The sequence below is a fragment of the Kribbella sp. NPDC020701 genome, assembly GCF_055562215.1.
Genome location: NZ_JBVHFT010000003.1, coordinates 465370 through 491123, shown reverse-complemented (window position 1 = coordinate 491123; position 25754 = coordinate 465370). Strand labels below are relative to the sequence as shown.

The window sequence follows — 25754 nt, the reverse complement described above, 5'->3', positions numbered from 1 at the left end:
TTCTCACCGCCGGAAGTAGCGTTCGGGGACCAGCTCGACGGTGAGTTTCCGGATGGTGTCCTGGTCGTCGGGCGGCCAGGACTCCCAGACCTCGCGGGCCCAGGTGATCAGCGCGCTCTCCACGTCATCCGCGGTGAGTACGTCGTACGCCGTGAGCCGGCCGACCACCGCGGGTGGGGCCATGGCGGGCCAGTCGTCGTACGCGTTGGCCATGATGCCGTGGGCCGTGCGGACGTCGATGTTGCCGGATCCGCGCTCGAGGTACATATAAAGGCCGTTCAGCGCGAACACCGGGCCGATCCGTGGGGCGTCCAGGCTGACGTGCTGAGCGCCGTACGCGTCGATCCGGAGCTGGTGCAGGTAACCGAGCTGGGCGGAGTGCTCGACCTCGTAGCCGAGCAGCTGTCCGGCGACCTCCAGGCACGCGGCTGAGGCGTTGTACTTTGCCTCGCCCGGCCACTCCGATCGCGGGAGTACGGCGCGGCAGCCGGGGCAAACCGTATTCAACTCTTTCCCCACCCCTCCGCCCCGGTCAGGTGACTCATGCGTGCCATCCGGGGAGTTCACTCGTTGATCGAAGCACGGGCACCGCCGTCCGGCAGCTGGTTTTCGCCGCCGCGACGCGCTGACCGGCGGATGAGGCAACGGATGTGATGGGGGCAGAAGCGGTGATCCGAGTGGCTCTCGGCCATCGCGGCACATTGGTGCGTGGTGCACTGGCCGCGGTGCTGTCAAGGGAGAACGATCTGGACGTGGTGGCCGAGCTGGACCGCTCGGAGGACGTCCTCCAGGCGGCCGGACGGCGGCCGCATGTCGTGCTGCTCGATCCACAGCTGCCCGGGCGGATCCGGATCGAGGAGCTGTGCCGGAAGCTGACCGGCCAGCGTGGACTTCCCGATCCCGCTCGGCCCGACGACCGCCAGATGCTCGCCCTCGGGGATGGTGAGCTCGAGTCTGTCCAGCACCGGCTCGGCATTGGGTCCGTAGGCAAAGGTCAGTCCCCGCAGGCGGACGCTGAAGCCGGTCGGACTGTCCGTGCGCCCCGGCTCCCTGACCGGTGCCGAGGTGTCGAGGATCCGTCCGAGCGTGATCACGTAGCGCAGACCACTGTCCCCAAGCGCACTCATCACCGTGTTCAAGGCCGGCTGCAACCCGATCAGCACATACGTCAGCCCACCCAGCAGCGTGCCCGTGCTGACCCCGCGCCCGCCGAGCCACGGACCGGCCGCCAACAGGATCAGCAACGGCAACCATCCACCGACCGCGAAGCACAAGGTCCGCAAAGCCGAGACCTTGGCCAACGCACGTTCCGCGGACGCGTGGGCCTCGATGGGCGCCCCGACCAACTGCCCGGCGAACTCCTCCGTCCCGGCCGCCGTGATGTCCCGCACCCCGCCGAAGACCATCCCGGCCGCTGACGCGAGCTCCTCGTCCGCGTGCAACGACATCCGCACCCGATCCGCCGCCATCCCCAGCACCGCCAGCGACAAGGCGAACCCGAGCAAGAACGGCGGTATGACGAACGCCGCAACAATCGGGGCCAGCGACAACAACCCGGTCAGTACGCCGAACAACATGACAGCGAAACTCCGCAGCACCAGGACCAACCCGGCGAACGTGTCCCGAACGATCTCCACCTGCCGGTTCAACCGCGCCACGGCACTGTCGTCCCCGGACCGCAGTGCGCCGCCGACAACCCGCCGTACCAAGTCATCCCGCAGCGGCTCGACCAGATCCCCCAGCCGTCCGTAGACCTGCCGAGCCCCAGCTGCCCCCAGACAAGCGGTCGCCACCAGCCCGCCAAGCCATGCGATCCCCTGCCAAGCGTGCCCATCGAGAAAGCTGTCCGTCGCCCGCGCGACCGCGACGCCGTAGATCGCCGTCGGTAGGATCTCCGGAACGGACCACGCGATCAGCTTGACCGTGGCTCGCTTCTTCAGCGCGCCGGCGCCGTACGACAGCTCTCGTTTCATCCGAAGACTTCGCGGTACGACGTGTGGTGCCAGAGATCGGCGTGCGGGGCGACGCCGCGGACCTGGCCGTGGTCGAGCCAGATGACCAGGTCGGCACGGGCCGCGGTGGCGGGGCGGTGGGTGACGATCAGGCGGGTGCGGTGGTGGCGGTCCTCGGTCAGGGTGTGGCTGATCTGCCGTTCACCACCGGACATCGGTGCCCTGCGCAACGAGGTGAAGTATCCGTCCGGCAACCGGCTGACGAAGTCGTGGGCGTGCGTGGCGCGGGCGGCGGCCAGCGTCCGGATCGGGCTGATCGCGTCGGGGGCGATCGCTTCGCCGATCGTCCGTCCGACCAGTTGTGGGCGCTCGAACGCGCACCCGACCGCGCTGCGCAGCGCCCGCCGGCTGACGGCCTGCAGGGGTACGCCGTCCAGCGACACCTGACCGGTCGATGGATCACGCAGCCGCGCCGCGATCGCCGCGAACACGGACTTCCCGGCGCCGCTCGACCCGACGACTGCGATGGTCACGCCGCCGGGCAGGTCCAGATTCACGTTGTCCAGCAGGACATTCTCGCCGGCGACGACGCTGACACCATCGAACCTCAGCTGCCCGGGGCCGGCTGGGATCGGCAGCGTGCCGTGCGCGATCGAGTCGATCGCCAGCACCTCGGCGGCTCGGCGGACGCCGGCCTTGGCGCGGGCGATCTCCCCGAGTACGCCGGTCAGGTTGCCGAGGCCGGCTCCGAGAACGGCGTACTGCGAGGCGGCGAAGAGCTCACCCGCGGTGATCCGGCCGGAGACGAGTTGGAGGCCGCCTACCGCGAGTACGGCGACCAGCACGAGTGGGCCAACGACCGCGGCCTGCGCGCCGGAGCGGGCCAGGATGCGCCACGTGACGACACCGTGTTTGTGGAGCTCAGGGAGGAGTCCGAGGATGCGGCGCTCCTCGCGTTCCGTCGTACCCGCGGCGGTGATGGTGCGGATGCCCGTCAGGGATTCGGACAGCAGGGCGGCGATCCGGCCCTGGGTCTCCTGGTAGGCGAGGCTGACGCCGGCGGTCCGCTTCGCGAACGTCCACAGGACCACGATCACGAGCAGCACGCCGCCGAAGAACGCGCCGGCGAGCCAGGGATCGATGAGTGCGAGCAGAACGAGGCTGCCGATCGGCGGAGCGATCGCGGCGACCGCGGTCACCGCCGCGGGGCCGGCCTGAGCGGCGTCGGTGGCGTTGGCGGAGACCCGGGTGACCAGGTCACCGGTCTCGAAGTCGCGCGTACCCTCGGGGCCGCCGTGAACGACCTGCTTGACCAGGCGGTGCTGCAGCCAGGCGGTGGTTTCGGCGACACAGGCCGCGCCGGCGAACGCATCGACGATGCTCGCCGCGATCCCCAGCGCGATCAGTACGGCGGCCGCGATCAGCCATCGGGTGTAGCCGGTGCCGCCCACGATCGAGTCGACCGAGCGGCCGAGGATCGCCGGGAGTGCCAGGGTGACGCCGCTGCCGATGAGGGCGTTGAACCCGATCAGCGGCAGCCAGCCGCGTCCGCGCTTGGCCACGTCCTTGAAGGTGATCATGACGCCAACCCGGTCTGATCGGCCAGGAATGCGAGCATGTCCGCGGCCAGGCTGATGCCGCCGGTTGCATGCCCCGCGTCTGCTTGTAGCCGCAGCAGCACCGGCCGGTCGCTGTCGGTCGCGTGCTGGAGTGCGGCGCACATCTTCCTTGCGTGCAAGGGATCCACGCGGGTGTCGTTCCCGAAGACCGTGAACAGGACGGCCGGATACTTCACGCCTTCGGCGACCCGGTGGTACGGCGAGTAGGACAGCAGGTTCCGGAAGTCGTCAGGATCCTTGGCGGACCCGAACTCCGGCACCCAGCGCTCACCGAGCCCGGACAGCTCGTACCGGACCATGTCGGTCAACGGCGCCGAGCAGACGGCAGCCGCGAACAGCTCCGGTCGCTGGCTGATGGCCGCGGCGACGAGCAGGCCGCCGTTCGACTCGCCGCAGAGCGCGAGCTGATCCGGCGTCGTCCAGCCCTGCGCGATCAGATGCTCAGCGCCCGTGATGAAGTCGTCGAAGACCTTCTGCTTGTTGTGCAGCATCCCCGCTCGGTGTGACGCGTCGCCGTGCTCACCACCGCCGCGCACATGTGCCGTGACGAACACCCCGCCGGCTTCGACCCAGGCCAGCGTGAACGCGGAGTACGTCGGGGTCAGCGTCTGCCCGAAGCCGCCGTACCCGTAGAGGATCGTGGGTCGCGGTCCGTGGGCTCCCGGCTGGGCGATCACGCTGAGCTCGAGCTCGGTGCCGTCCGGGGAGGTGCAGCTGAGGCTGTGCGTTTCGGCTTCCGTGGTGGTGGCGGGGGCTTGCGACCAGAGCGCCGTACGTCCGGTCTCGGCGTCGTAGCAGTAGACCGTCGGAGGAGTGACGCTGTCGGTGTAGGTGAACCAAGCTCGGGCGCCGTTGTCTGTGCTCAGCGAGCCGATCGAGCCGATCCCCGGCACGTCGACGGTCCCCAACTGCCGGCCCGTCAGGCGGTCATGCACGGAGATCTCGCCCGCCGTGCCGACCAGGACGACCTCGTCGAGGACCGCCAGCCCGGTCAGTGGAGTGCCAGGCTCGAGGTAGTCGTGCCAGACCGTCGGATCCCTGGGATCGCCGACGCAGACCCTCCCGGCGGGGACCTCCCGCGTGGTGACGACGTACAGCCGGCCGTCCCGACCGACCGTCATGACCGTGGTCGCGTCGACGCCCTGCTGAACTGGTATCGGCGAATCATTCGTGGAGAGATCGGCCAGCCACAGGTCGTTCGCCGTACCGCGCACCGCCGAGATCGTCAGCCAGCGACCGTCGGCACTGATCTCGAGGCCGTACGACGCTTCGCCGGCGAGGATCGTGGTGTCGTCGGGGTCGCCGAGGTGATGGCGTCGTACCTGACGGAAGCGCACGTAGCAGAAGGACTTCCCGTCGGGAAGCCAGGCGATGGGGGAGTAGCGGCAGCCGTCGATCGGTCCGTCGACGAGCCGCCCGGTGGCCACGTCGAGGACGTGGAGGACGGATTGCTCGTCCCCACCGCGCGAGACCTGGAACGCGAGCTTGCCGCCGTCCGGAGACGGTTGCCACCCGTCGAGCGCGGTCAGGCCGGTCGGGTCGAGCTGCGTCGGATCGAGCAGTGGTGTGTCGTCGACGTACAAGACCGGATGCTGTTGGCCTGCGTCCCGGCGGACTGTGAAGCACCGCTCGCCGCGCCAGACTGGTGCGGACACGCTGCCGACATTCGACAGCTCCCGCACTCTGGTGCGAAGGCGGAAACGGCTCGACAACGAGCCGGCGTACTCGAGCCACAGGTCGTCCTGGTCGCCCAGCCACCGCACGGTCGCGGCGGCCGAAGAGTCCTCGAGCCACCGGTACGGATCCGCAACGGCACAACCGTGCACTTGCTCCACGAGCGGTAGCCGCTCGGCGCATGGATAAGTCTGCACGGAATCCCTCACCCCTTCCTTCCGTCCTGACCAATCAACGACCGCCGGGGCTCCGGGCTACCGGAATTCCTGATGTCGTGCCGGCCGGACCGCCGACCAGCCGGCCAAGCGGGTCAACCTCTCGCCGCCCGGCGACCGAGGCGAGTCGGTCACCGGTTGCGTCGAGGGCCGGATGCAGGTCGGCCCTGGGTGGGTATGCCGCCCGCCCAGGGCCTCAGAACCTGACGATCCAGGTGCCCATCAGTGGCAGAGCAGGAGGCTCAGGTTGCTCGGGGTCTGCGACGCGCAGCCCAGCACGGTCAGCGTGGAGCCGCCGTGGTGGTGGCCGCCGTGGCCGTAACCCGGGGTCTCGAGACCCTGGAGGTCGAGAAGTGCCATGCTTTACACCTCCTTCGGTGCAAATCGTCGGGACAGGGACTCGGACCACTGGGGAGGTCCGAGGAACGGGAGGGACACCGGCGCGTCGTGCAGCGCCGTACCCAGAGCCAGCAGGACGCCGGCCGATCCGGTCGCCAGGTCCATCGAGAGACGGAGCAACTGGTCGCCCGGGTACGCGAGGCCGCCTTCGAAGGGCATCGCATGCCAGCCGAGCCCGTACACGAGGTCGTCGACCGTCGCCTGCTCTTCGCCGAGTGCAGCGGCGGTGAGGAGCAGGCCGGCGCGACCCATGAACAGGCCGGGCTGGACGTAGTAGGAGCAGTGCGTGACCCGCTTGAGCTCAGCGAGCGTCTTGGCGAGCTCGTCGGACGGGCGGTGGCGTAGGTACCGCTCGAGCACCAGCGCGACTCCGGCCGAACCCTCTTCGAGGTACGGCAGCGTCCGCCAGCCCTGGTTCACCTGGCGCATGCCGTCGTCGGTGAGGACGGAGCGCTTGAGGTCCTGCCTGATGGCGATCTCGGCCAGATCCAGCAGCCCGGTGTCCCCGAGCCGCTCGAACGCCTCCGGGAACAACAGCGCCGGCCCTGACGAGCCGTACATCAGCCCGGCCCGCGCATGCTGACCGCCACTGATCTCGGGTACCTCGTTGACGTTTCCGAGGCGGTCTGCGACCAGGTCGAGCACGCGGACTGCCTTTGCCCGGAGACTCGGCTCGATGTCGAAGTGGAGGAGATTCAGACCGATGCCGGCGAGACCGGAGTGCAGCCCGAGCTCGCGGGAGCTCCAGTCGTCTGCGAGCGTACGGTCGATCAGGTCCAGTGCGTGCTGCCGGTGTCCTAGTTCGTCGAGCACGTGCGCGACACCGTGCAGACCGTCGTACAGGCCCGGTCCGGTCTCTGTGTCCACGGCTCGTCGGCGCAGCCAGTCGTCGTACTGCGGGAATCGTCCGGCGCCGGTCTTCGCGAGGGCGTAGAGGACGCCCGCTGCGCCGGTGGCGAGGTTGATGCCGCCGCCGTCGCGGAACTGCGCGATGTCGCCGGGGAAGAGTCGATCGGTGCGTTCGGGGGTCGCGCCGGCGACGATGGATTTTGTGAGCGCTGTGCGCACCTCGATCCAGTCGGCTTCGCCGGGCAGCGCGAGATCGACCATCTCCGGGTCATGAGTTCGGCCGGCTCCGACGATCGTCCGGACGGCGTCCTCGATCGTTGCCCTGGGCACCGGGAAGGTCTCGGTGATCATGTCGGCGAGCTGGAAAGCCTTGCCGGGGTGCATGTTCAGCAGGATCGTCGCCTGTGGCGCGTAGACGCCCAGGGCGATGCAGGCGAGTGCGTACCGGTCGACGTCGACGCCTTGCCGGTCTTGCGGCGCCGCGTACCCGGATGGGCGAGCGTTGAGCGAGCCTTGTCCTGGGCCTTGGTCGCCACCTCGAAGTCGATGAGGGTGAGCCGGCCGTTGACGTCGAGCAGGACGTTGTCGGGGTGCAGATCGCAGAACACGACGCCGCGCTCATGCAGCTGACCGACGGCCTCCGCGACCTTGGTGATCATCGCCGTGGCCCATTCGGCGTACTCGGCCTTGTCGGCCTCGGTCGCATCCGGGTGCGTCAGCGGATACCGCCGTACGAGCTCCCGTTGTAGGGACACCGAGTCGATGTGCTCCTGCACCAGGAAGTGGTGCTCACCCAGCTCGAGGTAGTCGTGCGTCTTCGGTACGACGTCGAGTCCGTCGAGCTGATCGAGGATGTCCTTCTCGTGCGCGATCCGCGCGACCGCGTCCCGGCCGGCCATGTCGAGACCGGCGTACGGGCGTCCTTCCTTGAGGACGACGCGGTCACCGGTTTCGTTGTGGTGCCCGACGTACACACCGCCGCCGTTGGAGAACTGGATGACGCCGTCGATCGTGTACGCGAGGTCGTTGGTGGTGACCGCGTTGCGGGCGTCGAGGTGCGGTTGCAGGAAGTCGGGGATCGCGACCCAAGGCGGTGTTGCGAACGTGGGACCGCGATGGTCCGGCACGAGCCGGCCTTGGTCGTCCTCGATGGCCAGCACCCGCTCGCCGGTCGGCGACAGGCAGTGCCTGCTGACGAAGGCGCCGTACCGGACGAAGAGCGGGCCTTCGCCGTAGCGCAGATCGCTGAGAATGTACGGCCCCTGGACGCCGTCGAGGATCCCGTCGAGCTCCTTGAGGATCAACTCGCACTGTGCGTCGTCGGTCGGGTAGATCGTCACCAGCTTGCCGCTCGACCCACGGGGAGCGGCCTTCGAGTTGACCATCACCAGCACGGGCTCGTTGCGCAGGAACTTGAACGCGATCCCGCGCGGCACGCAGTACTCCCAGACGGCCTCGAGCGTCCGCTCGACGTCACTCAGCCTGGCCGAGATGTGAATCTTCCAGCCTTGCTGCGGCAGTTGGAGGTTGGCCGGCGCGTAGTGCATCCAGGTCTCCCCGGGCACATGCCGCCACCCCTGCGGAACCTCACGCGCACAGATCGCGAAATCCGGATGCTGAGCACCACGATTGGCCGGCGTCTCGTAGAACCGCCGATCCGCAAGGCAGTAGAACTCATAACTCTCGTGCATGACTGTCCGCCCCCTTTCCGTGGTGCCCCGCATATCTTGGGCACCCCGACCAGGCGAGGCGTAGTGCACGATGTCATCACTCTCATGTGAAGAACCCACACACTACGAGTGAGTAACTAAACACTCTTCGTTACATATCTGCGCACTCCAAGCGCGAATCAGCCCGTAACACCGTGTCAATCCACGACAATGCCATCACAACCCGTAACTTCCCCCATCGCGAGTCGTAGATCTGAACCGCACGACTACTGTCGACCCGTGACCGCCGAGTCTGAGAGCACAGTCTGGACGATCCACGACGAACGCCTGATCGACGACACCCGCCGCCTTCGCCTGAGCATCGCGTCGGTCGAGCTGCCAGATGGCATCCACTTCGAGCAGTACGTACTCCGGATGCCGAAGGCCGCCATGATGGTCGTCCTCAACGACGCCCGCGACCACGTCCTGATGATGTGGCGCCACCGATTCATCGTCGACCGCTGGCTCTGGGAACTCCCCGGCGGCTACGTCGACCCTGACGAGGACCCGGCCGTCACCGCCGCCCGCGAGGTCGAAGAGGAAACCGGCTGGCGCCCTCGAAACGTCAAGCCCTTGGTGGCTTGCCAGCCCTCGGTCGGTACGACGGACGCCGAAAACCTCCTCTTCATCTCCCACGGCGCCGACCACATCGGCGATCCCCCCGACAGCAACGAGGCCGCCCGCATCGCCTGGCTCCCCTTGGAATCCCTCCGCACCCGAATCCAAGCCGGCGAAATCATCGGAGCTGCGTCCCTCGTCGGCCTCCTGCACGTACTAGCGTTCCCGCACCCATGACCGAGCAATGGCTAGAGGTACGCCGCCAACTCCAAGCCAACCGCTACACCTGGGGCATCGAAGCCGCCGCCGACTACCCCGCGGACCACCACGTTGCCGGCACCCCACTACTCGCACCCCCGGCCTGGATCCCACCCCACCCGATCCCGCTGACCTCAATCCGCCTGGAGTACGACCCCGACTCGGCCTTCCAGGGCGTAACTGGCTCGGACCCCACGACACTTCCCCTGAACTCCGACGGCACCCACTACGCCACCTACGCCGAGGCAATCGCCGCGCTGGCGGCCCCTGCCGTCTTCGAAAACCGCCCCACCTACAGACTCCTGGCCGCGGACCTAGCTGCCCAGCAGCCCTTCCTTCGCCTGGGCCGAGGCACCTACTTCGACAGCATCAACACAGGCGAAGCCTCAGCCCACGAATACGCCGCCCGCCGACTCGGGCTGCCTACGTCCACAGGTCTGCGAGACGCGATCGGCGCCCCCTGGGACCCAGCCCGCCGCCCCACCAACCTCGCCATCAGCACTCTCACCATCCGCCGAGACAAAACCACCGGCGCCTCGACCTTCCTCATCCACTGGCGAGATCCCGCGAAGGTAGGCCACGCCGGCGGCCTCTACCAGGTCGTCCCCTCAGGCATCTTCCAACCAAGCGCCAACGCAACCTGGAACGAACACCACGACTTCTCCCTCTGGCGAAACCTGCTCCGAGAACTCTCCGAAGAACTCCTAGGCACCTCAGAGGACCACGGCAGCGACTCCGCCCCCATCAACTACGACACCTGGCCCTTCGCCACCCACCTGACAACCGCCCTATCCACCGGCGACGCCAGGGCGTACTGCGTGGGCCTAGGCGTAGACCCTCTGACCTTCGCCACCGACCTACTAACCGTCCTCGCAATCGACTCCGAAGTCTTCGACGACCTCTTCGCCAACCTCACCACAGGAAACGACGAAGGCCGAGTCCTAACACCCCAACCCTTCACCGCCGAGTCGATCGACAACCTCGTCCACCACAAGCCAATCCAAGCCGCCGGCGCAGCCATCCTCCAACTCGCCTGGCAACACCACCTCGCCTGAAGCTCTTCACTGACGGCGCAGCAGATGGCTGTCAGCCGACCCAGGTCACGGCGAAGATCCGGATCAGTTCGTCCTGTTCATCGATGTGGAAGGACGGGAGGCCGAATGATCCGAAGATGCACTGCCGAAAGGACGGTTCCTTCGGGTCAAGGACTTGAGCTTCCCATGGAGCGCTGACCAGCTTGGTGACGCGTTCGACCATTGCGTCGAAGGCTTGCGGAGGTAGTCCCTGAAGCTGGGCGAGTGCGGCTGCGTGGAATTCCACGCGGAAGTTCACTGACCGTCCGGCCAGCCCGGAATGACCCGTTCAGCGGGTGTGAACTCCTCGGCTCTGTTCTCACGGACTGCCTGGAGCGCGTCGTCGAAGCCGGGCTTGGAGTAGGCGACGGCGCGGATGTGCCACAGCTGAAGCACGTCTCGCAGGTGCTGAAAGCGCCACACCTCGTGCGCCGCCTCGAGGGCTTGGTGGTACTCGTCCAGGAACTGCTCGTGCCACTCGCTCGGCAGCAGACGCAGGATCTGCGCCGGATCTTCCGGCGAACTGTCCACAGGCTGCGCAGTCATGCCATCAGAATACTGGGTCAGCGGCCTCGCCGACTGAGTTATCCACAGTCGAGTGACACCACGATGCCTCGGGTGTGACGGGCCTCGGTATTAGCAAACGCTGGGCGCATGGAGGTGCTGCAGTGTATTGAGGGGACATCGCGCGGTCGCCGTGATCGCGGTTGGCTTGCGGGAGGGCGCCGACTAGGTGGTCGAGCGCGTGCGACGGAGGAGCACGCAGGGCGCGGGCGATAGCTCGCAAGGTTCGGGTGGGCGGGCAGCGCGCCTAGCGGGTGCGACGGAGGAGTGGCCGCGTAGCACGCGTGGGGAGAAATGCTAGACGGGGTAGGTGTGGATTTCGGTGGCTTTGAGGGTGGCGTGGAGTTGTTGGCCGGGGGTTAGGTGGAGGTCGGCTACTGCGGCGGGGGTTATGTCGGCGAGTAGGACTGCCGGGCCGGTGGGGGTGGCGTCGAGGCGGACTCGGACTGTGTGGGCGTGTTGTTCTATGCCGGTGACTATGGCGGGCCAGGTGTTGCGGGGGCTGCCGGAGGGTGGGGAGAGGTAGAGGCTGACTGCGGTGGGTGGGAAGGCTACGTGGACCGGGCCGGTGGCCGGTTCGGCGAGGGTGATGGTGCCGCCGGTTGCCGCGGCGCCGTTGGTGGGGTCGGCGGCGAGGGTGACGGTGGTGCCTGTGGCGGTGCCTCGGTAGAGGTTTAGGCCTACTAGTTGGGCTACGTAGTCGGTGCGGGGGCGGCGGGCTATTTCGGTGGGGCGGCCTTCTTGGACTACGCGGCCGTTCTCGACGATGACCAGGCGGTCTGCGAGGACCATGGCGTCGAGGGGGTCGTGGGTGATGAGTAGGGTGCGGCCCTCGTAGCGGCCGAGGTGTTGGCCGAGTTCGGCACGGACGTGGAGCGTCGTACTGGCGTCCAACGCGGCCAAAGGCTCGTCCAGCAACAAGAGTTCGGGATCTGTGGCCAAGGCTCGGGCCAGGGCTACTCGTTGGGCTTGGCCGCCGGACAACGAGCGCGGGCGGGTACGCGCGTACGACGACAACCCGACAGTGTCCAGCCAGCGCAAAGCTTCCGTGCGGGCGGTGTGTTTGTCGACGCCGCGGGCGCGGAGGCCGAAGGCAACGTTCTCCAAGCAGCTCAAATGGTCGAACAACAAGTAGTCCTGGAAGACCACGCTGATCGGCCGGCGGTCCGGCGTACGGAACGTGCGTGGGGGCTCGTCCCACACTTCAGAGTCCAGAGCGATGCGGCCGCCGCCCAAGGGGAGTAGGCCGGCTATAGCGCGCAGTGCGGTGGTCTTACCGGCGCCATTAGGCCCCAGCAGCGCCACGACCTCGCCCGGTTCGACAACCAGGTCCATCGAGAGGTCGAAGGATCCACGAGTCACCTGCACGTCGGCGTACAGAGTCATCGGAGACCACTGATCCAGCGCTCGCGCAGAGACGCCAGTACGACGACAGACACCAGGAGAAGCACCAGGCTCAGTACGACGGCCACATCCGGATCGGTCTCCAGCGCGAGGTAGACCGCCAGCGGCATGGTCGTTGTACGGCCAGGCAGGTTGCCGGCGAACGTGATGGTGGCACCGAACTCGCCCAGTGCACGAGCCCAGCACAGTACGGCGCCCGCCACGACACCTGGCGCGATGGACGGCAGTGTCACCCGTCGAAACGTCAGCCAGCGCCCAGCGCCCAGTGTTGCGGCCGCCTCCTCATACCTAGGGTCCGCAGCGCGCAATGCGCCCTCTACAGAGATCACCAGGAACGGCATCGCGACAAAAGCCTCCGCCACGATCACTCCGGCAGTTGTGAACGGCAAAGAGATGCCGAACCACAGATCGAGGTGCTCGCCGATCAGTCCGCGTCGCCCGAGAACCAGCAGCAGAGCGACGCCACCAACAACAGGCGGCAGGACCAGTGGGACCGTCACGAGCGCCCGGATGAGCCCGCGACCAGGCACCGCGCCCCGGGCGAGCAGCCACGCCAGTGGGATCCCCAGAATCAGGCAGACCACGGTGGCGGACGTTGCGCACACCAATGACAGCCTCAGGGCGGTCCAGACGTCCCCGCTGAACAAATGGCTCGGCAGCGTCGACCAAGGTGCCTTGGCGACCAGACCGATCAGTGGGACCAGCAGGAACGCCAGTCCGAGCAGCGCGGGCAGCAGGAGTACGAGGGGCAACCGCCCACTGGTACTCCTGCTACGACGGCTCACGGTGCGTCGAAACTACTACGACTACGGTGTGTTGAATCCGGCGGCGCTCAGAACCGACTTGCCCTGGTCGGACAGGACGTAGGCCGCGAACGCCTTGGCGCCGTCCGGGTTCGGAGCCTTGGTCAGTGTCGCGATCGGGTACTCGTTGATCGCCTTGTCCGCCTCAGGGAACTCGATGCCGTCGACCTTGTCCTTGGCCGACAGCACATCGGTCTTGTAGACGAGACCCGCGTCGACCTCACCGAGGCCGACCTTGGTCAGCACTGCCTTGACGTCCTGCTCGAGGCTGTCCGGCTGCGGCGTGATCCCGACCGCCTTGAACACCTTGTCAGCGGCGGCTCCGCACGGCACCTGGACAGCGCACAGCGCGATCTTCTTATCCTTGTCGGCGAAGTCCTGCAGCCCGGTGATCTTGCCAGGGTTCTCCTTCGGTACGGCGATCTCCAGCGTGTTGGTCACGAACGTCGTCGGAGCGTTCTTGTCCGTCACCTGGTCCATGTTCTTCGGCGCAGCCGAGGCGAACACGTCCGCGGGCGCACCTTGGTTGATCTGCTGCGCCAGCGCCGAGCTCCCGGCGAAGTTGAAGGTCACCTTCGCTCCCGGGTGAGCGGTCTCGAAGTCCTTGCCCAGTTGCGTGAACGAGCCGGTCAGTGAGGCCGCCGCGAACACGGTGACGGTCCCGGACAGGGCCGGCGTACTGCTGCTGCCCGAAGGCGAGGACGACGCGGCCGGGCTGTCGTCACCGCAACCGGCGAAGGTGAGCGCGGCGACGGCGGCGAGCGCGGCGAACGCGGTACGGCGGAACATCAGGCCTCCGGGATTTCGACGACGACATGGGTGGACTTGATCGACGCGACGGCGACCACACCGGGCTCCAGACCGAGCTCGTCGGCGGCCTCGCGACTCATCAGCGACACGACGCGGAACGGCCCGGCCTGCATCTCGACCTGGGCCATCACACCGTCCTTGAGCACGCGGGTGACGATCCCCCGCATGCGGTTGCGTGCCGAGGCGGCCGTCGTGTTCCCGGGCTCCGGCGACTCGGCCAGCTCCTGGGCGAACGCGGCGAGCGCTTGCCCGTCGATGGCCATCCGGCCGCTGTCCTGGACTGACGGCAACCGGCCCTGATCGACCCAGCGACGCACCGTGTCGTCGCTGACGCCGAGGAGCGCAGCCGCCTCACTGATCCGCAAGTTCGGCACGGGAGACAGCATACTGCCGCAAATACGGATAGTTACCCGAGTTTTCCACAGTCACCGAGTGGTGACGGAAAGTGTCCGCCATTCCGCATAAGTTAAAGGCATGAGGACATCGGGGTTGCGGGACTACCTGGACGGGCCGCACAAGGCGGCGCGGGACGTCGTGCGCGCAGGGCTGGCGGCGGAGCCTGAGCTGTTCGACCTGGCCGTGCGCTTGCCGCGGGACGAGTACCGCGACAAGGTGCTCGAGCTTCTGCAGCAGTTCACGGCCGACGGGCATCCCGCGCGCGGCTTCCCGAAGGAGTACGGCGGTGAGGGCGACCTCGGCGGGTTCATCGCAGGGTTCGAGACGCTCGCCTTCGGGGACCTCTCGATCATGGTGAAGGCCGGGGTGCAGTTCGGCCTGTTCGCCGGCGCGATCCTGCATCTGGGGACCGAGAAGCACCACAAGCGGTATCTCGCCGACGCCGTCGGTGGACGGCTGCTCGGTTGCTTCGCGATGACAGAGACCGGGCACGGGTCGAATGTCCAGGCTCTCGGTACGACGGCGACGTACGACGACTCGACGGCGGAGTTCGTCGTTCACACACCGACCGCGGCGGCGCGGAAGGACTACATCGGCAACGCGGCACGGCATGGGCGGATGGCGGCCGTGTTCGCGCAGCTCGTGGTCGGCGGTGAGAGTCATGGGGTGCATTGCCTGCTGGTTCCGATCAGGGCCGAGGACGGTACGGCGCTGGCCGGTGTGACGCTGTCCGACTGCGGCCCGAAGCTGGGCCTGAACGGAGTGGACAACGGGCGGATCGTGTTCGACCAGGTCCGGGTGCGGCGGGAGGCGTTGCTGGACCGGTATGCGCAGGTCGATGCCGACGGCAAGTATCACAGTGAGATCGAGAATCCGGACCGCCGCTTCTTCACCATGCTCGGGACGTTGGTTCAGGGGCGGGTGTCGGTCGGTGGTGCGGCGATCAACGCGAGCAAGGTCGCCCTGGACATCGCGATCCGGTACGGCGCTCAGCGTCGGCAGTTCGGTGCTCCGGGGAGTGCGGAGGAGGCGTTGCTGCTGGACTACCGGATGCATCAGCGGCGGTTGTTGCCGCTGCTCGCGCGAACTTACGCACTGCACTTCGCACAGGGCGAGCTCGTCGACGAGTTCGTGCGGGTGTTCGAGGATGGCAGCAGTGAGCATGACCGCCGGGCGTTGGAGGCCCAGGCAGCCGGGACGAAGGCGCTCGGGACCTGGCATGCGACCGAGACGATCCAGATGTGCCGCGAGGCGTGTGGTGGCGCCGGTTACCTGGCGGAGAACCGGTTGGCGACGCTGAAGGCGGACACCGATGTGTTCACCACCTTCGAGGGAGACAACACCGTCCTGCTGCAGTTGGTGGCGAAGGGTCTGCTGACCGACTACCGGGAGTCGTTCGGCAAGCTGGATCCGCTCGGGACGGCCCGGTTCATCGCGGCGCAGGCGGTGGAGATCGCGGTCGAGAAGGCGGCCCTGCGACCGCTGATCGAGCGGCTGCGGGACGCCGTACCGAATCGGAGTGATGCGGCCGATCCGGATGCCGGGCTGCGGGACGACGCGTACCACTCGGGACTGCTGCGGTTCCGGGAGGAGCACATGCTGTCGGGGGTCGCGCGGCGGTTGAAGGCCGGCATCGATGCGGGAGACGAGCCGTTCGAGGTGTTCAACCGGTGCCAGGACCATGTCATCGCGGCCGGGCGGGCGCACGTGGACCGCGTCGTGCTCGAGGCCTTCCAGGCCGCCGTACAGGATGCGCCGGAAGAGATTCGCGAGCTGTTGAAGGACGTCTACGATCTGCACGCGCTGGCGACGATCGAGGCGGAGCGTGCCTGGTACCTGGAGCACGGGCGGCTCTCGCCGAGCCGATCCAAGGCGATCACGGCGCTGGTGAACGAGCTGTGCGCGGTTGTCCGGCCGGTCGCGGTCGAGCTCGTCGACGCGTTCGGCGTACCAGGCTCGGCGGTGGAGGTGCCGATGGTTGTACCGTCGCAGCATGAGTGAGTCGATCGAACCCGCGTCGGCCGCCGAAGCCGCCCGCGAACTCGCCCGGGTGTTGCTGGAGCAGGCTGCCGCTCTGGACCTGCACGACCTGCGGGCCACAGGCGCGATCGAGAGCGTCCGGGTGCAGGCCCGGGCGCTCGCGGACGCGGTGCACGAGCGGGGCTGGGGTGACATCTTCCTGGGGATCGACTCCTACGACCCCGACGAGCTGGATGGACTCCCGCTCGGGCCGGATGACTTCGACGACCCCGCGGACTACCGCGAGATCGCCGAGGGCGTCGACGACCTCGACGACCTGGAGGAGCCGCTGCTGCCGGAGAACGGGGTCCGGGTCAGCTACCAGGCGCGGTACGACTATGTGGTGACGGACCCCGAGGCGTTCGTGGAGTACGTGCGGAGTCGCGCGGACGAAGCGCAGAACGACGAGGTCATCGACGACATCGAGGACGCACAGTCGGCGTTCGAGCTGCTCTGTTACCTCGACGGGCTGGGCTCCAAGGACTACGACAGCACCGGGCTGATCCCGGCCGGCGGCGAGGAGTCGCACAAGATCGTCGAGTTCTCCCTCTGGGACCTCGACCCCACCCGCCGCGACGACACCTACCCGTACTGACATCACCTCCGCGGCCCGTCCGAACCCTTCAAGGTGCGGGCGGGCCGTTGTTGCAGAAGGCAACGTCTGTACGGAAAGTGAAGATTCTTATACAGAGAGTTGTCTTGTTTGAAGGCAATGCAAATGTTTGATCGGGGGGATTCCCGGGGATCGCGGCCCGTGACAGCGTTCTCTTGTCGGCGGCGGACGGGTCGCTGACACAGGCTCCAGGTGGTTCCCGATGTGCTCCCGTCCGCGACCGGACTGTACCTCCCCTGCCGGTCTCGGAATGAGGCATCGGGCCCGCCCTCCTTCGGGCCGACTGCCCTCGGGGCAAACAGCAGGACGCCGGCCGTGCCGCGTGGGCAGCCGGTCGCCAGTGAGGTGGCGACCGACGCCCGGCATGGCCGGCGTTTCTTTTGCGGCGAGCTCCCCGATGTACTGGTGCTGCTGGGGACCAGTACATCGGGGAGCCGCTCTGTCTCAGGCCAGTTCGAGCTCGGTGGCCGAGCGATGCGGGATCTCGCCGTACGTCGTGCTGCGCTGCCGGGCCGGCCGGCCCGCGGCCGTGGCCATCGCGGTGAGTTCGGCGATGGACTTGCGGCTGCCGTGCTTGGAGCCGGCCATCCGGCTGATGGTCTCTTCCATCAAGGTGCCGCCGATGTCGTTGACACCGCCGTTCAGGACCGCGACGCAACCGTCGACGCCGAGTTTGACCCACGAGCACTGGATGTTGTCGATCCGGCCGTGCAGCATGATCCGCGCCATCGCGTGCACCGCGCGGTTCTCGTCGTACGTCGGTCCGGGGCGGGCCACGCCGGCCAGGTAGATCGGCGAGTTCTGGTGGATGAACGGCAGTAGCACGAACTCGGTGAACCCGCCGGTCTGATCCTGGACCGCGGCGATCGTCCGCAGGTGCTGGACCCAGTGGTGCGGCGCGTCGACGTGCCCGTACATCATCGTCGAACTGGACGGCAGGCCGACCTTGTGCGCCGTGCTGATCACCTCGATCCACGAAGCGGTCGGCAACTTGCCCTTGGTGAGGATCCAGCGCACGTCGTCGTCGAGGATCTCCGCCGCGGTGCCGGGGATGCTGTCCAGCCCGGCCTCTTTGACCGAGATCAGGAAGTCCTCGATCGACAGGCCGGTACGCACGGATCCGTTGACGATCTCCATCGGCGAGTACGCGTGGACGTGCATGTCCGGCACCCGGTCCTTGACCGCACGGACCAGGTCGGCGTACGCCGTACCCGGTAGGTCGGGGTGGATACCGCCCTGCATGCAGACCTCGGTCGCGCCGATCACCCAGGCTTCCTCGGCGCGCTGGCCGACCTCGTCCATCGACAGCGAGTAGGCGTCCGCGTCGGTCCGCCGCTGGGCGAACGCGCAGAACCGGCAGCCGGTGTAGCAGACGTTGGTGAAGTTGATGTTCCGGTTCACCACATAGGTGACGTCGTCGCCGACCGTTGCCTTGCGCAACTCATCCGCGATCCTGGCCAGTTGGTCGAGCGCCGGGCCGGTGGTCGTCATGAGCGTCAGCGCCTGGGCATCGGACAACCCGGCCGGGTCGCGCTCGGCGGCGGCCAGCGCGGCCTTCACCTCAGCGTCGATCCGCTCCGGCGAGCCGGTCGAGGCGCTGGCCAGGGGGGCCGCTCCAGCGCCGGCCTCGGCCGCGCGACGAGCCGCCACGTCCTCGCGGAGGACGTCCCAGTCGCCGTACGCGGCGTCGAAGTCCGAGCGAGTCTCGGTACGACGGCCCTCGGTGTCGATCGCGGTATGCAGATCGGTCCGGCCGACGCTGTCCCAGCCGCCATCCGGCTCCTGCCACGGCAACCCCACCGGCAGAGCGGACTCGTTCGCGAGACCAGTCGCCGGATCGACCAGTGCCTCGACATGCGAGATCAGCCGCGGGTCGAGCCACGGCTCACGCAGGTACTCCGGATGCGCGGTCAGCCTTTCCCGCAAGACAAAACCGGCATCCGCCGTCACCTTGGCCAGATCATCGATCTGCGGCCAAGGGCGCTCCGGGTTCACGTGGTCCGGCGTCAGCGGCGACACGCCGCCGAAGTCGTCGACGCCCGCATCGAGCAGCGCCCGGCACTCGGCCAGGTCGACCAGGTTCGGCGGCGCCTGTACGCGGACCCGCGGCCCGAGCACGACCCTGGTGACGGCGATCGCGGCCAGCCACTCGTCCAGCGGTACGTCGGCGTCGTTGCGCATCGCCGTGTCCGGCTTCACCCGGAACCCCTGGATGATGACTTCCTGGATCCCGTTGTACTGCCGCGCCACCTTCCGCAGCGCGAAGATCGAGTCCGCCCGCTCCACGAGCGTCTCGCCGATCCCGATCAGCAGCCCGGTGGTGAACGGCACGTTCGACCGCCCGGCGTCCTCCAGCACCCGCAGCCGGATCGCCGGGTCCTTGTCAGGCGAACCGAAATGCGGCTGACCCTTCTCCTCGAACAGCCGCCGGGACGTAGTCTCCAGCATCATCCCCATACTCGGCGCGACCGGCTTCAACCGCTGCAGGTCCTGCCACGACATCACCCCGGGGTTGAGGTGCGGCAGCAGCCCGGTCTCCTCCAGGACGCGGATCGACATCGCCCGTACATAGTCGAGCGTGCTGTCGTACCCCGCCTCCTCCAGCCACTGCCGAGCCGCCTCCCAGCGGTCCTCGGGCGCGTCGCCGAGGGTGAAGAGCGCCTCCTTGCAGCCGAGGGCCGCACCCTGCCGCGCGATCTCCAGCACCTCGTCCGGCGACAGGTACGGCGAATGCACCCGCCCCGGCGTGGTCGCGAACGTGCAGTAGTGACACCGATCCCGGCACAGCCGGGTCAGCGGGATGAAGACCTTCTTCGAGTACGTGACGATGCCCGGCCGGCCGGCGTCCGCCAGACCCTGGTCGCGGACCCGGGCCGCGGTCCCCATCAGGGCGGTCAGGGCGTCGCCGCTCGCGCCGAGCAGGACCTCCACCTCCGCCGGGTCGAGGGTCTTGCCGTCGTCCGCGCGCTTCAGGGCGCGCCGCATCGCCGTACTGATGTCGTTGGTTGTCACGTCATCCGAGCCTAGGTGCCGGACGGCAGTGGTTCCCGCGATTCCGGGGACCAAAAACAATCCGTACAGACGTCCTGATAGTTTGCCGTTCGTGCAGGTCAGCAAGGGTGTCGACGGCCGCCGGATGCGCGGTGAGCAGCGGCGGAGCGAGCTGCTGCGGGCCACGCTGACCGTGATCGAGCGCGACGGAGTCGCAGGTGTGAGCCATCGCGCGGTGGCCGCGGTGGCGGATGTGTCGGTCGCGTCGATCACCTACCACTTCGCAACGCTGGACGAGCTGCTCGTCGCGGCACTGGGCTGGGCGGCGGAGGATCTCGCGGCCGAACTGCACGCGCGGGGGAGTGAGTCGGGCGCGCGTCCGGCGGACGAACTCGTGCGCCTGATCGAGCACAGCGTGGTGCGCAGGCGGGGACGGACCCTGGCGCTCTACGAGCTCTATCTGTACGCCGCTCGCCGTCCGGAGCTCAGGCCCGCCGCAGCGGCGTGGCTGGAGCCGTTGACGGACATCGCCCGAGCGTTCACCGCGGATCCGCAGAAAGCAAGGCTCCTGGTTGCGGCGCTGGACGGGCTGCTGATGCAGGCACTGATCGGTAGCCGGCAGGTGGACCGTGCAGACCTCGCCGCCTTATTAGAGGTGCTGAGGTAGGCGGCTCCGGGTAGGGTCGCGAAGGACTCGCCATCGGGAGGTCCGAGTGTCTGACCCCGCAGTTCAGCCACTGTTCGCATCCGCCGTCCGCGCCGTACGAAAACTCCACGATCTGGGCGATCCTCTGCCCGACGACGTGGTTACTCAACTGCCAAAGCTAGAAGGCAGTTCGCTGAGCGAGGCGGACAAGCGCAGCCAGCTCGAGACCCTGTTGCGGCCGTTCGTGCTGGTCGACGTGTCGATCGACGAGCAGGGAATCGCTGTGTCCGCACCGGGAGCCGCGCCGCCGAGACTGGTTCAGCACGGCTGGCGCAGCTTCCTCGTGCGAGTCGCCAACCCGCACCGGATCGAGGCCAACCTGGTCACGTGGAACGGCGGCGTGTACGGCTTGATCGACTACCAGAGCCACTCCGCCCGCATCGCGTTGCACGACACGCTGACGATCGTTCCGCGGATCAAGGACGCGTGGCTGGACGCGAAGATCGCCGCACCCGGTGACCTCTCCGGCCTCGAGGTCGAATACCAGGTCATCAGCCTGTACACCCGTGACGGCGGCATCCGCTCGGGCGGGTTGTCGCTCTTCGCCGCGGACGAGCACAACCACCACAGCCTGAGCCGGTCGCCGCTGGGGTTCGCCGGCTTCCGGACGAACTTCGAGTTGCGCGAGTACGCCGCGTCGTTCGACTTCGACTGTGCACCGGCGCGCGACATCCGTCTGGACATTCGTGAACCCGACGGCCGCAGCTGCATGGCCGCGATCACGGTCCGGGACGCGCAAGGACGTTCGTACCCGTCCAAGGCGATGCGGCTGGCTCCGGACATGTTCTTCCATGAGCACGTCTACCGCGCGACCGGCGAGATGATCCGGCTGCCCGAAGGGCGATATGAGGTCTCGGCGATCCGCGGACCCGAGTATCGGCAGGTAGTGCAGACGGCCGACATCGACGCGGGCACCGAGACGGTTCCGATCACCTTGGACCGCTGGGTCGACCCGGCGAGTCACGGCTACTACTCGGGCGACCCGCACATCCACGCCGGCGGCTGCTCGCACTACAACGTCCCGAGTGAGGGCGTCACGCCCGAAACGATGATTCGGCATGTGCGCGGGGAAGGTCTGTGGCTCGGCAGCGTGCTCACCTGGGCACCGTGCTACTACCACCAGAAACAGTTCTTCACCGGTGAGTCGATCAGTCCGCCGGCCGACCTGGAATATCCGGCGATGCAAGCCGCACAGGGTATGACCTGGAGCCCGCAGCCGACGGATCGCGATGCCGAGAGTGCGTTGCGGTACGACGTCGAGGTGTCCGGATTCCCGTCCAGCCACTCCGGTCACCTGATCCTGCTCGGACTCTCCGACCAGGACTACCCCGGGACCAGCCTGATCGAGGACTGGCCGTCGTGGAACCTGCCGGTCCTGCGCTGGGCCAAGGAGCAGAACGCACTGGTCGGGTACGCGCACTGTGGAGTCGGTCTGGGCGTCGGCACCGAGGAACTGCCCAACTACATCGTGCCGTCGTTCCAGGGCATCGGCTCCAACGAGATCATCGTCGACGTACCGCTCGGGGCCGCCGACTTCCAGTGCGGCGGCCAGTTCGCGCCCGCGGCCGAGCTGAACATCTGGTACCACCTGCTCAGCGTCGGCTACCGCACCCTCATGCTCGGCGAGACCGACTATCCGTGCATGTACGACGAGGGCCCGGGAGTCGGGCGTACGTACGTCCGACTGGCCGAACCGCCCGCGGGTCCACAGGCGATCGAGGCGTGGATCACCGGGCTGCGGGAGAGCGCGTCGTACTTCGGTGACGGCCGCAGTCACATGTTCGACGTGGCCGTCGACGGTGACGTCAGCCGTGAGCACCCGCTGGACGCGGCCGGCCCGGTGCGGGTCAGCGCGACCGTCGCCGCGTGGCTGCCCGAGGAGCCGCCTGCACCGCCGGCGGGCCGTCCCGTCTACAGCGCTCCGATGGGCTGGCATCTCGAGCGGTCCCGGATCGGCACGTCCCGTGCTGTGGTGGTCGAGGTCGTGCTGAACGGTGTCGTGGTGGCGTCGCAGGAGGTGGTTGCCGATGGCACCGAGCAGGAGGTCGCCTTCGACGTGACGGTCGAGCGCTCGTCCTGGCTCGCGCTGCGGATTCTGCGCAGCGTGCACACCCAGCCGATCTTCCTCGAGATCGACGGCCGGCCGATCCGGGCATCCCGGCGCAGCGCTCAGTGGCTGCACGACTCCGTCGATCAACTGTGGAAGGTGAAGTCGGGGTTCATCCGGGAGACCGAGCGGGATGCCGCACGGCAGGCGTACGACGAGGCGCAGGCAGGCTACTTGGCAAGGCGAGACGAATGCGAGGCCGACTGATGACTCACCAAGCACCCGCGATCGGCTGTTGCGGGCCGGTCGAGACCGACGCGCCGCTCGCGGTGACCATCAACCCGGAGGCGCGGGTGAACGTCGCCCGCAGTGGCGCGCCGATCGGCACCCTGAAGCCGGGCGAATGGCACACGCTCGCCGTGACGGTCGTCAACGACGGCTTCGTCACCGGGCCGTTGGCGATCGACGCCGAACCGGTCAGCGGGCTCCAGCTTGACCTGCCGGCGCACGAACTGACCGGTGAGCATCGCCAGGAAGCGGCCTTCCGGGTCCTGCTCGACGCGCCCACCGTTGTGGACGTGACCCTGACCTTCCGCGCTCTCGGCGCGCTGGGGGGTCTCGCCAACCACAGCACCGTCAACCTGCTGCTGTCGGCCCGCGCGTGAGGTAGCGCGGAAGCTACCCACGCTGGGGTCCCTGAGCCAGGGCGACCGCATCCTCCCACCTGTTGGGTAGGAGGATGCTGAGGTTGTCTGTGGGTGCCGTGCGCACGAGGTGGCAGTTGTTCGCCGGCGCAGTGGTCGCTGTCGCGCTGGGCGTGGGCCTGGTGCAGTCGGGGCTGCAGATGCTCGCCGCCACCGATCGACCAGTGCTGCCGGCCGGACTGTCGGCGTACGACCGGGCCAGAGTGCGTGAAGGGTACGTCGGGGCCGCCACACTGCTCGGGATGTCGGTGATGCTCGCGGTGTTCCTCACCGTGTTCATCGTGAGTACGACGTTCGGCTTCACGGTGGTGCAGCGGCGCCGGGAGCTGGGACTGCTGCGGCTGGTCGGGGCACAGCGCGGATACCTCTGTCTGATGCTGCTCACCGAGGCCGGACTGCTCGGTCTGATCGGAAGTGCGGTCGGTGTGCCGCTCGGACTGCTCGGGACCTGGGCGCAGTCCTGGCTGCTCACCAAGCTCGGGATGCTGCCGTCATGGTTCGACGCGCCGTGGGATCAGGGCGCTCTGTGGGCAGCGATGATCATCGGCGTGAGTACGGCGTTGGCCGGCGTACTCGCAGCGGCCTGGCGAGCGTCGCGGATCAGTGCGCTCGAAGCCCTCGTCGACAGCCACGCCGCGCACAAGGTGATGACCGGCTGGCGATGGTTCTGGGGACTGTCGGCCACGTTCTGTACGGTGGTGCTGGTGATCGCCGCGCAGGCCGCGCGTGATCTGGTCGCCGGGTTGATGATCGGACTCGTCGTGATGATCAGTGGCTCGGTCGCGCTCAGTCAGCTCAGCCCGATCGTCGTACCGCTGGCCGGTCGGCTGCCCGCGGCCGTCCTCCGCGGCAACTTGATCGCCGATCTCGCCCGGGCCGGCGTCCTGCACGCCGTACGGCGAAGTGCGGCAACGGCGGCGCCTTTGATCGTGCTAGTGGGGCTCGTGGTCGGGTTGTGGGGGACGTTCGGGTCGCTCGCGAAGGCGGTCGGGGTGGAGCAGGAGCGGTTGATCACCGCCGACCTCGTCGTCGACCACGCGGTAACCAAGGGATCGGGAGTCGCGATCGCGTCGGTGCAGACCGCTGTACCCATCACCATCCGGCGCGGCAAGAACACGGTGTACTCGGAGGCGATCGGGATCGATCCGACGGCGTACCAGCAGACGCACAAGCTGCGGCCGCGGAAGGGATCGCTGGATCGGCTGACCGGCCGAGCGATCGTCATCGGTCCAGGCATGGCTGCGGAGGGCTACAAACTCGGGTCGACCCTAAAGATTGCCCTTGGCAACAGAACGATGCCGGTCAAGGTCGTGGCGATCATGCCGGAGACGCTGGATGTCAGCGAGAACTTCTTCATTCCCAGAGGCCTGTTGCCCGCGGGGGGTCGGACGGAGACGCTGGTGAAGGTTGCGTCGGGCAGTGCGTCGGGTCAGGTCGCGGCTGAGGTGGGTGGAAGGGTGCAGACGGTGGGGGAGTGGGCGGAAGGCCGTGGTGCGGCTCAGCAGCGGAGCAACTCGGGGTTGTTCGCCGCGTTGATGGGGCTGGCCGGGATCTTCGCGGCCGTTGCCGTGGTCAACGCGGTGGTGATGTCCACGGCCGACCGGCGTCGGGAGTTCGCGCTGGCCCGGATGGCCGGGCTGACTCGCGGGCAGGTCGTCGCGGTTGCGCTTGTCGAGTCCGCCACCGTCGTCGTTGTCGGCGTACTGCTCGGATCGGTCGTTGCGGGCGCGGCGTTGGCCGGCATCGCGGCAGGTCCGTACGGCCTTGCGGCGTTGGCGATTCCGTGGCGGCTGCTCGGCCTGCTCTTCGGCACGGCACTGGCCGTGGTCGGTGCGGCCGCGGCCTTGACCGCTCATCAGGCAACGCGGCCGCACCCGTTGTCAGCGGCCCGCGACTGACTTTTCGCCGGCCCGGCACATGCTGAGCAGCACCAGGTGGTGGAAAGGCCGGATCAGGTTGTAGTAAAAGCGTCCGGCCGGTCGCAGATACTTCACCAACGTCACAACCTTGAACGAGGCCGGCTGTTCGTTGTCGGTGATGATCGCCAGCCAGCCGATCAGGTGGTTGTCGGAGATCTCCAGCAACAGGTAGTGATCCTCCTCGCCGCGTACGACGGTGAAGAACGACGCGCGATCGCCTGGCGTGAAACTCACCGTCTCCGGCCGCAGCCGGAACGAGTCGGGGACCCCAGTGGTCTCCAGCCGGAGCACCAGGGCCACCACCATCCGAACCCCGAACAGCGCCTTCACCCACAGCGGTGCATGACCGAGCGCGCCGGCGATGAACTCGCGCAAGGACACCGGACCGCGAGCGGTCTTCACGTCGACCACGTCAACGGTAGGCAGCAGGTCGTCCAGCTCAGGCAGGTCGGTGCGGGTCGGCATGGCGACT

The 25754-nt window shown here is 67.9% G+C and carries 23 protein-coding genes; 8 read left to right on the top strand and 15 right to left on the bottom strand.

From position 1 onward, the window contains the following. Positions 1 to 3 precede the first annotated feature (3 nt). The 7 genes from ACZ3HV_RS09510 to lanKC all read right to left on the bottom strand — a co-directional run bounded on the left by ACZ3HV_RS09510 (position 4) and on the right by lanKC (position 8399). Entirely contained in the window at positions 4 to 507 is a 504-nt protein-coding gene (locus ACZ3HV_RS09510; protein WP_465682567.1) for a DUF5946 family protein, read from the bottom strand. 224 nt (positions 508 to 731) lie between these two features. After that, positions 732 to 1973, bottom strand: a complete 1242-nt coding sequence (locus tag ACZ3HV_RS09505) for an ATP-binding cassette domain-containing protein (RefSeq protein ID WP_465682565.1) — start codon at positions 1971 to 1973, stop codon at positions 732 to 734. Further along, the gene (locus ACZ3HV_RS09500) at positions 1970 to 3532 is read right to left on the bottom strand and encodes an ABC transporter ATP-binding protein (protein ID WP_465682563.1); all 1563 of its coding nucleotides are present in this window, start codon (positions 3530 to 3532) and stop codon (positions 1970 to 1972) included. The genes ACZ3HV_RS09505 and ACZ3HV_RS09500 overlap by 4 nt, the downstream gene beginning before the upstream one ends. After that, complete coding sequence (locus ACZ3HV_RS09495) at positions 3529 to 5442, bottom strand: prolyl oligopeptidase family serine peptidase (protein WP_465682561.1); 1914 nt, start codon at positions 5440 to 5442, stop codon at positions 3529 to 3531. The genes ACZ3HV_RS09500 and ACZ3HV_RS09495 overlap by 4 nt, the downstream gene beginning before the upstream one ends. Positions 5443 to 5682: 240 nt before the next feature. Further along, positions 5683 to 5820, bottom strand: a complete 138-nt coding sequence (locus tag ACZ3HV_RS09490) for a SapB/AmfS family lanthipeptide (protein WP_130387812.1) — start codon at positions 5818 to 5820, stop codon at positions 5683 to 5685. 3 nt (positions 5821 to 5823) lie between these two features. Further along, complete coding sequence (locus ACZ3HV_RS09485; protein WP_465682559.1) at positions 5824 to 7092, bottom strand: hypothetical protein; 1269 nt, start codon at positions 7090 to 7092, stop codon at positions 5824 to 5826. Between the two features lie 2 nt (positions 7093 to 7094). Continuing rightward, positions 7095 to 8399 carry a class III lanthionine synthetase LanKC gene (gene lanKC, locus ACZ3HV_RS09480; protein WP_465682557.1) on the bottom strand — a complete coding sequence of 435 codons (1305 nt, stop codon included), beginning with the start codon at positions 8397 to 8399 and terminating at the stop codon, positions 7095 to 7097. 258 nt (positions 8400 to 8657) lie between these two features. Here lanKC and ACZ3HV_RS09475 point away from each other — a divergent pair, with 258 nt between their 5' ends. Continuing rightward, entirely contained in the window at positions 8658 to 9212 is a 555-nt protein-coding gene (locus ACZ3HV_RS09475) for an NUDIX hydrolase (protein WP_465682555.1), read from the top strand. Then, the gene (locus tag ACZ3HV_RS09470; RefSeq protein WP_465682553.1) at positions 9209 to 10288 is read left to right on the top strand and encodes a hypothetical protein; all 1080 of its coding nucleotides are present in this window, start codon (positions 9209 to 9211) and stop codon (positions 10286 to 10288) included. The genes ACZ3HV_RS09475 and ACZ3HV_RS09470 overlap by 4 nt, the downstream gene beginning before the upstream one ends. A gap of 31 nt (positions 10289 to 10319) precedes the next feature. Here ACZ3HV_RS09470 and ACZ3HV_RS09465 read toward each other — a convergent pair whose 3' ends face one another. From ACZ3HV_RS09465 to ACZ3HV_RS09440, 6 genes are all read right to left on the bottom strand, one after another. Further along, on the bottom strand, positions 10320 to 10553 hold the full coding sequence (locus ACZ3HV_RS09465) for a hypothetical protein (protein ID WP_465682551.1): 234 nt from the start codon (positions 10551 to 10553) through the stop codon (positions 10320 to 10322). 8 nt (positions 10554 to 10561) lie between these two features. Further along, positions 10562 to 10852: a DUF6247 family protein gene (locus tag ACZ3HV_RS09460; RefSeq protein WP_465682549.1), complete on the bottom strand. Its 291-nt coding sequence runs from the start codon at positions 10850 to 10852 to the stop codon at positions 10562 to 10564. Between the two features lie 315 nt (positions 10853 to 11167). After that, complete coding sequence (locus tag ACZ3HV_RS09455) at positions 11168 to 12256, bottom strand: ABC transporter ATP-binding protein (protein WP_465682547.1); 1089 nt, start codon at positions 12254 to 12256, stop codon at positions 11168 to 11170. Beyond that, complete coding sequence (modB, locus tag ACZ3HV_RS09450; RefSeq protein ID WP_465682545.1) at positions 12253 to 13026, bottom strand: molybdate ABC transporter permease subunit; 774 nt, start codon at positions 13024 to 13026, stop codon at positions 12253 to 12255. Before modB ends, ACZ3HV_RS09455 begins: the two co-directional genes overlap by 4 nt. A gap of 54 nt (positions 13027 to 13080) precedes the next feature. Continuing rightward, positions 13081 to 13866 carry a molybdate ABC transporter substrate-binding protein gene (gene modA / locus ACZ3HV_RS09445; RefSeq protein WP_465682543.1) on the bottom strand — a complete coding sequence of 262 codons (786 nt, stop codon included), beginning with the start codon at positions 13864 to 13866 and terminating at the stop codon, positions 13081 to 13083. Further along, the gene (locus ACZ3HV_RS09440; protein WP_360374266.1) at positions 13866 to 14261 is read right to left on the bottom strand and encodes a TOBE domain-containing protein; all 396 of its coding nucleotides are present in this window, start codon (positions 14259 to 14261) and stop codon (positions 13866 to 13868) included. The genes modA and ACZ3HV_RS09440 overlap by 1 nt, the downstream gene beginning before the upstream one ends. 100 nt (positions 14262 to 14361) lie before the next feature. On the opposite strand from ACZ3HV_RS09440, the gene ACZ3HV_RS09435 reads away from it, so the two are divergent. Beyond that, the gene (locus ACZ3HV_RS09435) at positions 14362 to 16284 is read left to right on the top strand and encodes an acyl-CoA dehydrogenase family protein (protein WP_465682541.1); all 1923 of its coding nucleotides are present in this window, start codon (positions 14362 to 14364) and stop codon (positions 16282 to 16284) included. Then, on the top strand, positions 16277 to 16897 hold the full coding sequence (locus ACZ3HV_RS09430; protein ID WP_465682539.1) for a hypothetical protein: 621 nt from the start codon (positions 16277 to 16279) through the stop codon (positions 16895 to 16897). The genes ACZ3HV_RS09435 and ACZ3HV_RS09430 overlap by 8 nt, the downstream gene beginning before the upstream one ends. A 462-nt stretch (positions 16898 to 17359) precedes the next feature. Here the strand turns inward: ACZ3HV_RS09430 and ACZ3HV_RS09425 are convergent, their stop codons facing one another. Beyond that, the gene (locus ACZ3HV_RS09425) at positions 17360 to 19927 is read right to left on the bottom strand and encodes a bifunctional FO biosynthesis protein CofGH (protein WP_465682537.1); all 2568 of its coding nucleotides are present in this window, start codon (positions 19925 to 19927) and stop codon (positions 17360 to 17362) included. Positions 19928 to 20018: 91 nt separating this feature from the next. On the opposite strand from ACZ3HV_RS09425, the gene ACZ3HV_RS09420 reads away from it, so the two are divergent. The 4 genes from ACZ3HV_RS09420 to ACZ3HV_RS09405 all read left to right on the top strand — a co-directional run bounded on the left by ACZ3HV_RS09420 (position 20019) and on the right by ACZ3HV_RS09405 (position 25261). After that, positions 20019 to 20573: a TetR/AcrR family transcriptional regulator gene (locus ACZ3HV_RS09420; protein ID WP_360360294.1), complete on the top strand. Its 555-nt coding sequence runs from the start codon at positions 20019 to 20021 to the stop codon at positions 20571 to 20573. 46 nt (positions 20574 to 20619) lie between these two features. Beyond that, positions 20620 to 22926, top strand: coding sequence for a CehA/McbA family metallohydrolase (locus ACZ3HV_RS09415; RefSeq protein WP_465682535.1), 2307 nt, complete (start codon positions 20620 to 20622; stop codon positions 22924 to 22926). Next, the gene (locus ACZ3HV_RS09410) at positions 22926 to 23324 is read left to right on the top strand and encodes a hypothetical protein (protein WP_465682533.1); all 399 of its coding nucleotides are present in this window, start codon (positions 22926 to 22928) and stop codon (positions 23322 to 23324) included. Before ACZ3HV_RS09415 ends, ACZ3HV_RS09410 begins: the two co-directional genes overlap by 1 nt. Positions 23325 to 23422: 98 nt before the next feature. Then, positions 23423 to 25261: an FtsX-like permease family protein gene (locus ACZ3HV_RS09405; RefSeq protein ID WP_465682531.1), complete on the top strand. Its 1839-nt coding sequence runs from the start codon at positions 23423 to 23425 to the stop codon at positions 25259 to 25261. Here the strand turns inward: ACZ3HV_RS09405 and ACZ3HV_RS09400 are convergent. After that, on the bottom strand, positions 25244 to 25747 hold the full coding sequence (locus ACZ3HV_RS09400) for a DUF2867 domain-containing protein (RefSeq protein WP_465682529.1): 504 nt from the start codon (positions 25745 to 25747) through the stop codon (positions 25244 to 25246). The genes ACZ3HV_RS09405 and ACZ3HV_RS09400 overlap by 18 nt on opposite strands. Positions 25748 to 25754 lie beyond the last annotated feature (7 nt).

Coding starts and splice junctions, on each gene's coding strand:
- ACZ3HV_RS09455 (WP_465682547.1), bottom strand. CDS start 12,256: ATGACTCTGTACGCCGACGTGCAGGTGACTCGTGGATCCTTCGACCTC.
- ACZ3HV_RS09400 (WP_465682529.1), bottom strand. CDS start 25,747: ATGCCGACCCGCACCGACCTGCCTGAGCTGGACGACCTGCTGCCTACC.
- ACZ3HV_RS09430 (WP_465682539.1), top strand. CDS start 16,277: ATGAGTGAGTCGATCGAACCCGCGTCGGCCGCCGAAGCCGCCCGCGAA.
- modA (WP_465682543.1), bottom strand. CDS start 13,866: ATGTTCCGCCGTACCGCGTTCGCCGCGCTCGCCGCCGTCGCCGCGCTC.
- ACZ3HV_RS09470 (WP_465682553.1), top strand. CDS start 9,209: ATGACCGAGCAATGGCTAGAGGTACGCCGCCAACTCCAAGCCAACCGC.
- ACZ3HV_RS09460 (WP_465682549.1), bottom strand. CDS start 10,852: ATGACTGCGCAGCCTGTGGACAGTTCGCCGGAAGATCCGGCGCAGATC.
- ACZ3HV_RS09490 (WP_130387812.1), bottom strand. CDS start 5,820: ATGGCACTTCTCGACCTCCAGGGTCTCGAGACCCCGGGTTACGGCCAC.
- ACZ3HV_RS09500 (WP_465682563.1), bottom strand. CDS start 3,532: ATGATCACCTTCAAGGACGTGGCCAAGCGCGGACGCGGCTGGCTGCCG.
- ACZ3HV_RS09505 (WP_465682565.1), bottom strand. CDS start 1,973: ATGAAACGAGAGCTGTCGTACGGCGCCGGCGCGCTGAAGAAGCGAGCC.
- ACZ3HV_RS09485 (WP_465682559.1), bottom strand. CDS start 7,092: ATGCACCCCGGCAAGGCTTTCCAGCTCGCCGACATGATCACCGAGACC.
- ACZ3HV_RS09435 (WP_465682541.1), top strand. CDS start 14,362: ATGAGGACATCGGGGTTGCGGGACTACCTGGACGGGCCGCACAAGGCG.
- ACZ3HV_RS09410 (WP_465682533.1), top strand. CDS start 22,926: ATGACTCACCAAGCACCCGCGATCGGCTGTTGCGGGCCGGTCGAGACC.
- lanKC (WP_465682557.1), bottom strand. CDS start 8,399: ATGCACGAGAGTTATGAGTTCTACTGCCTTGCGGATCGGCGGTTCTAC.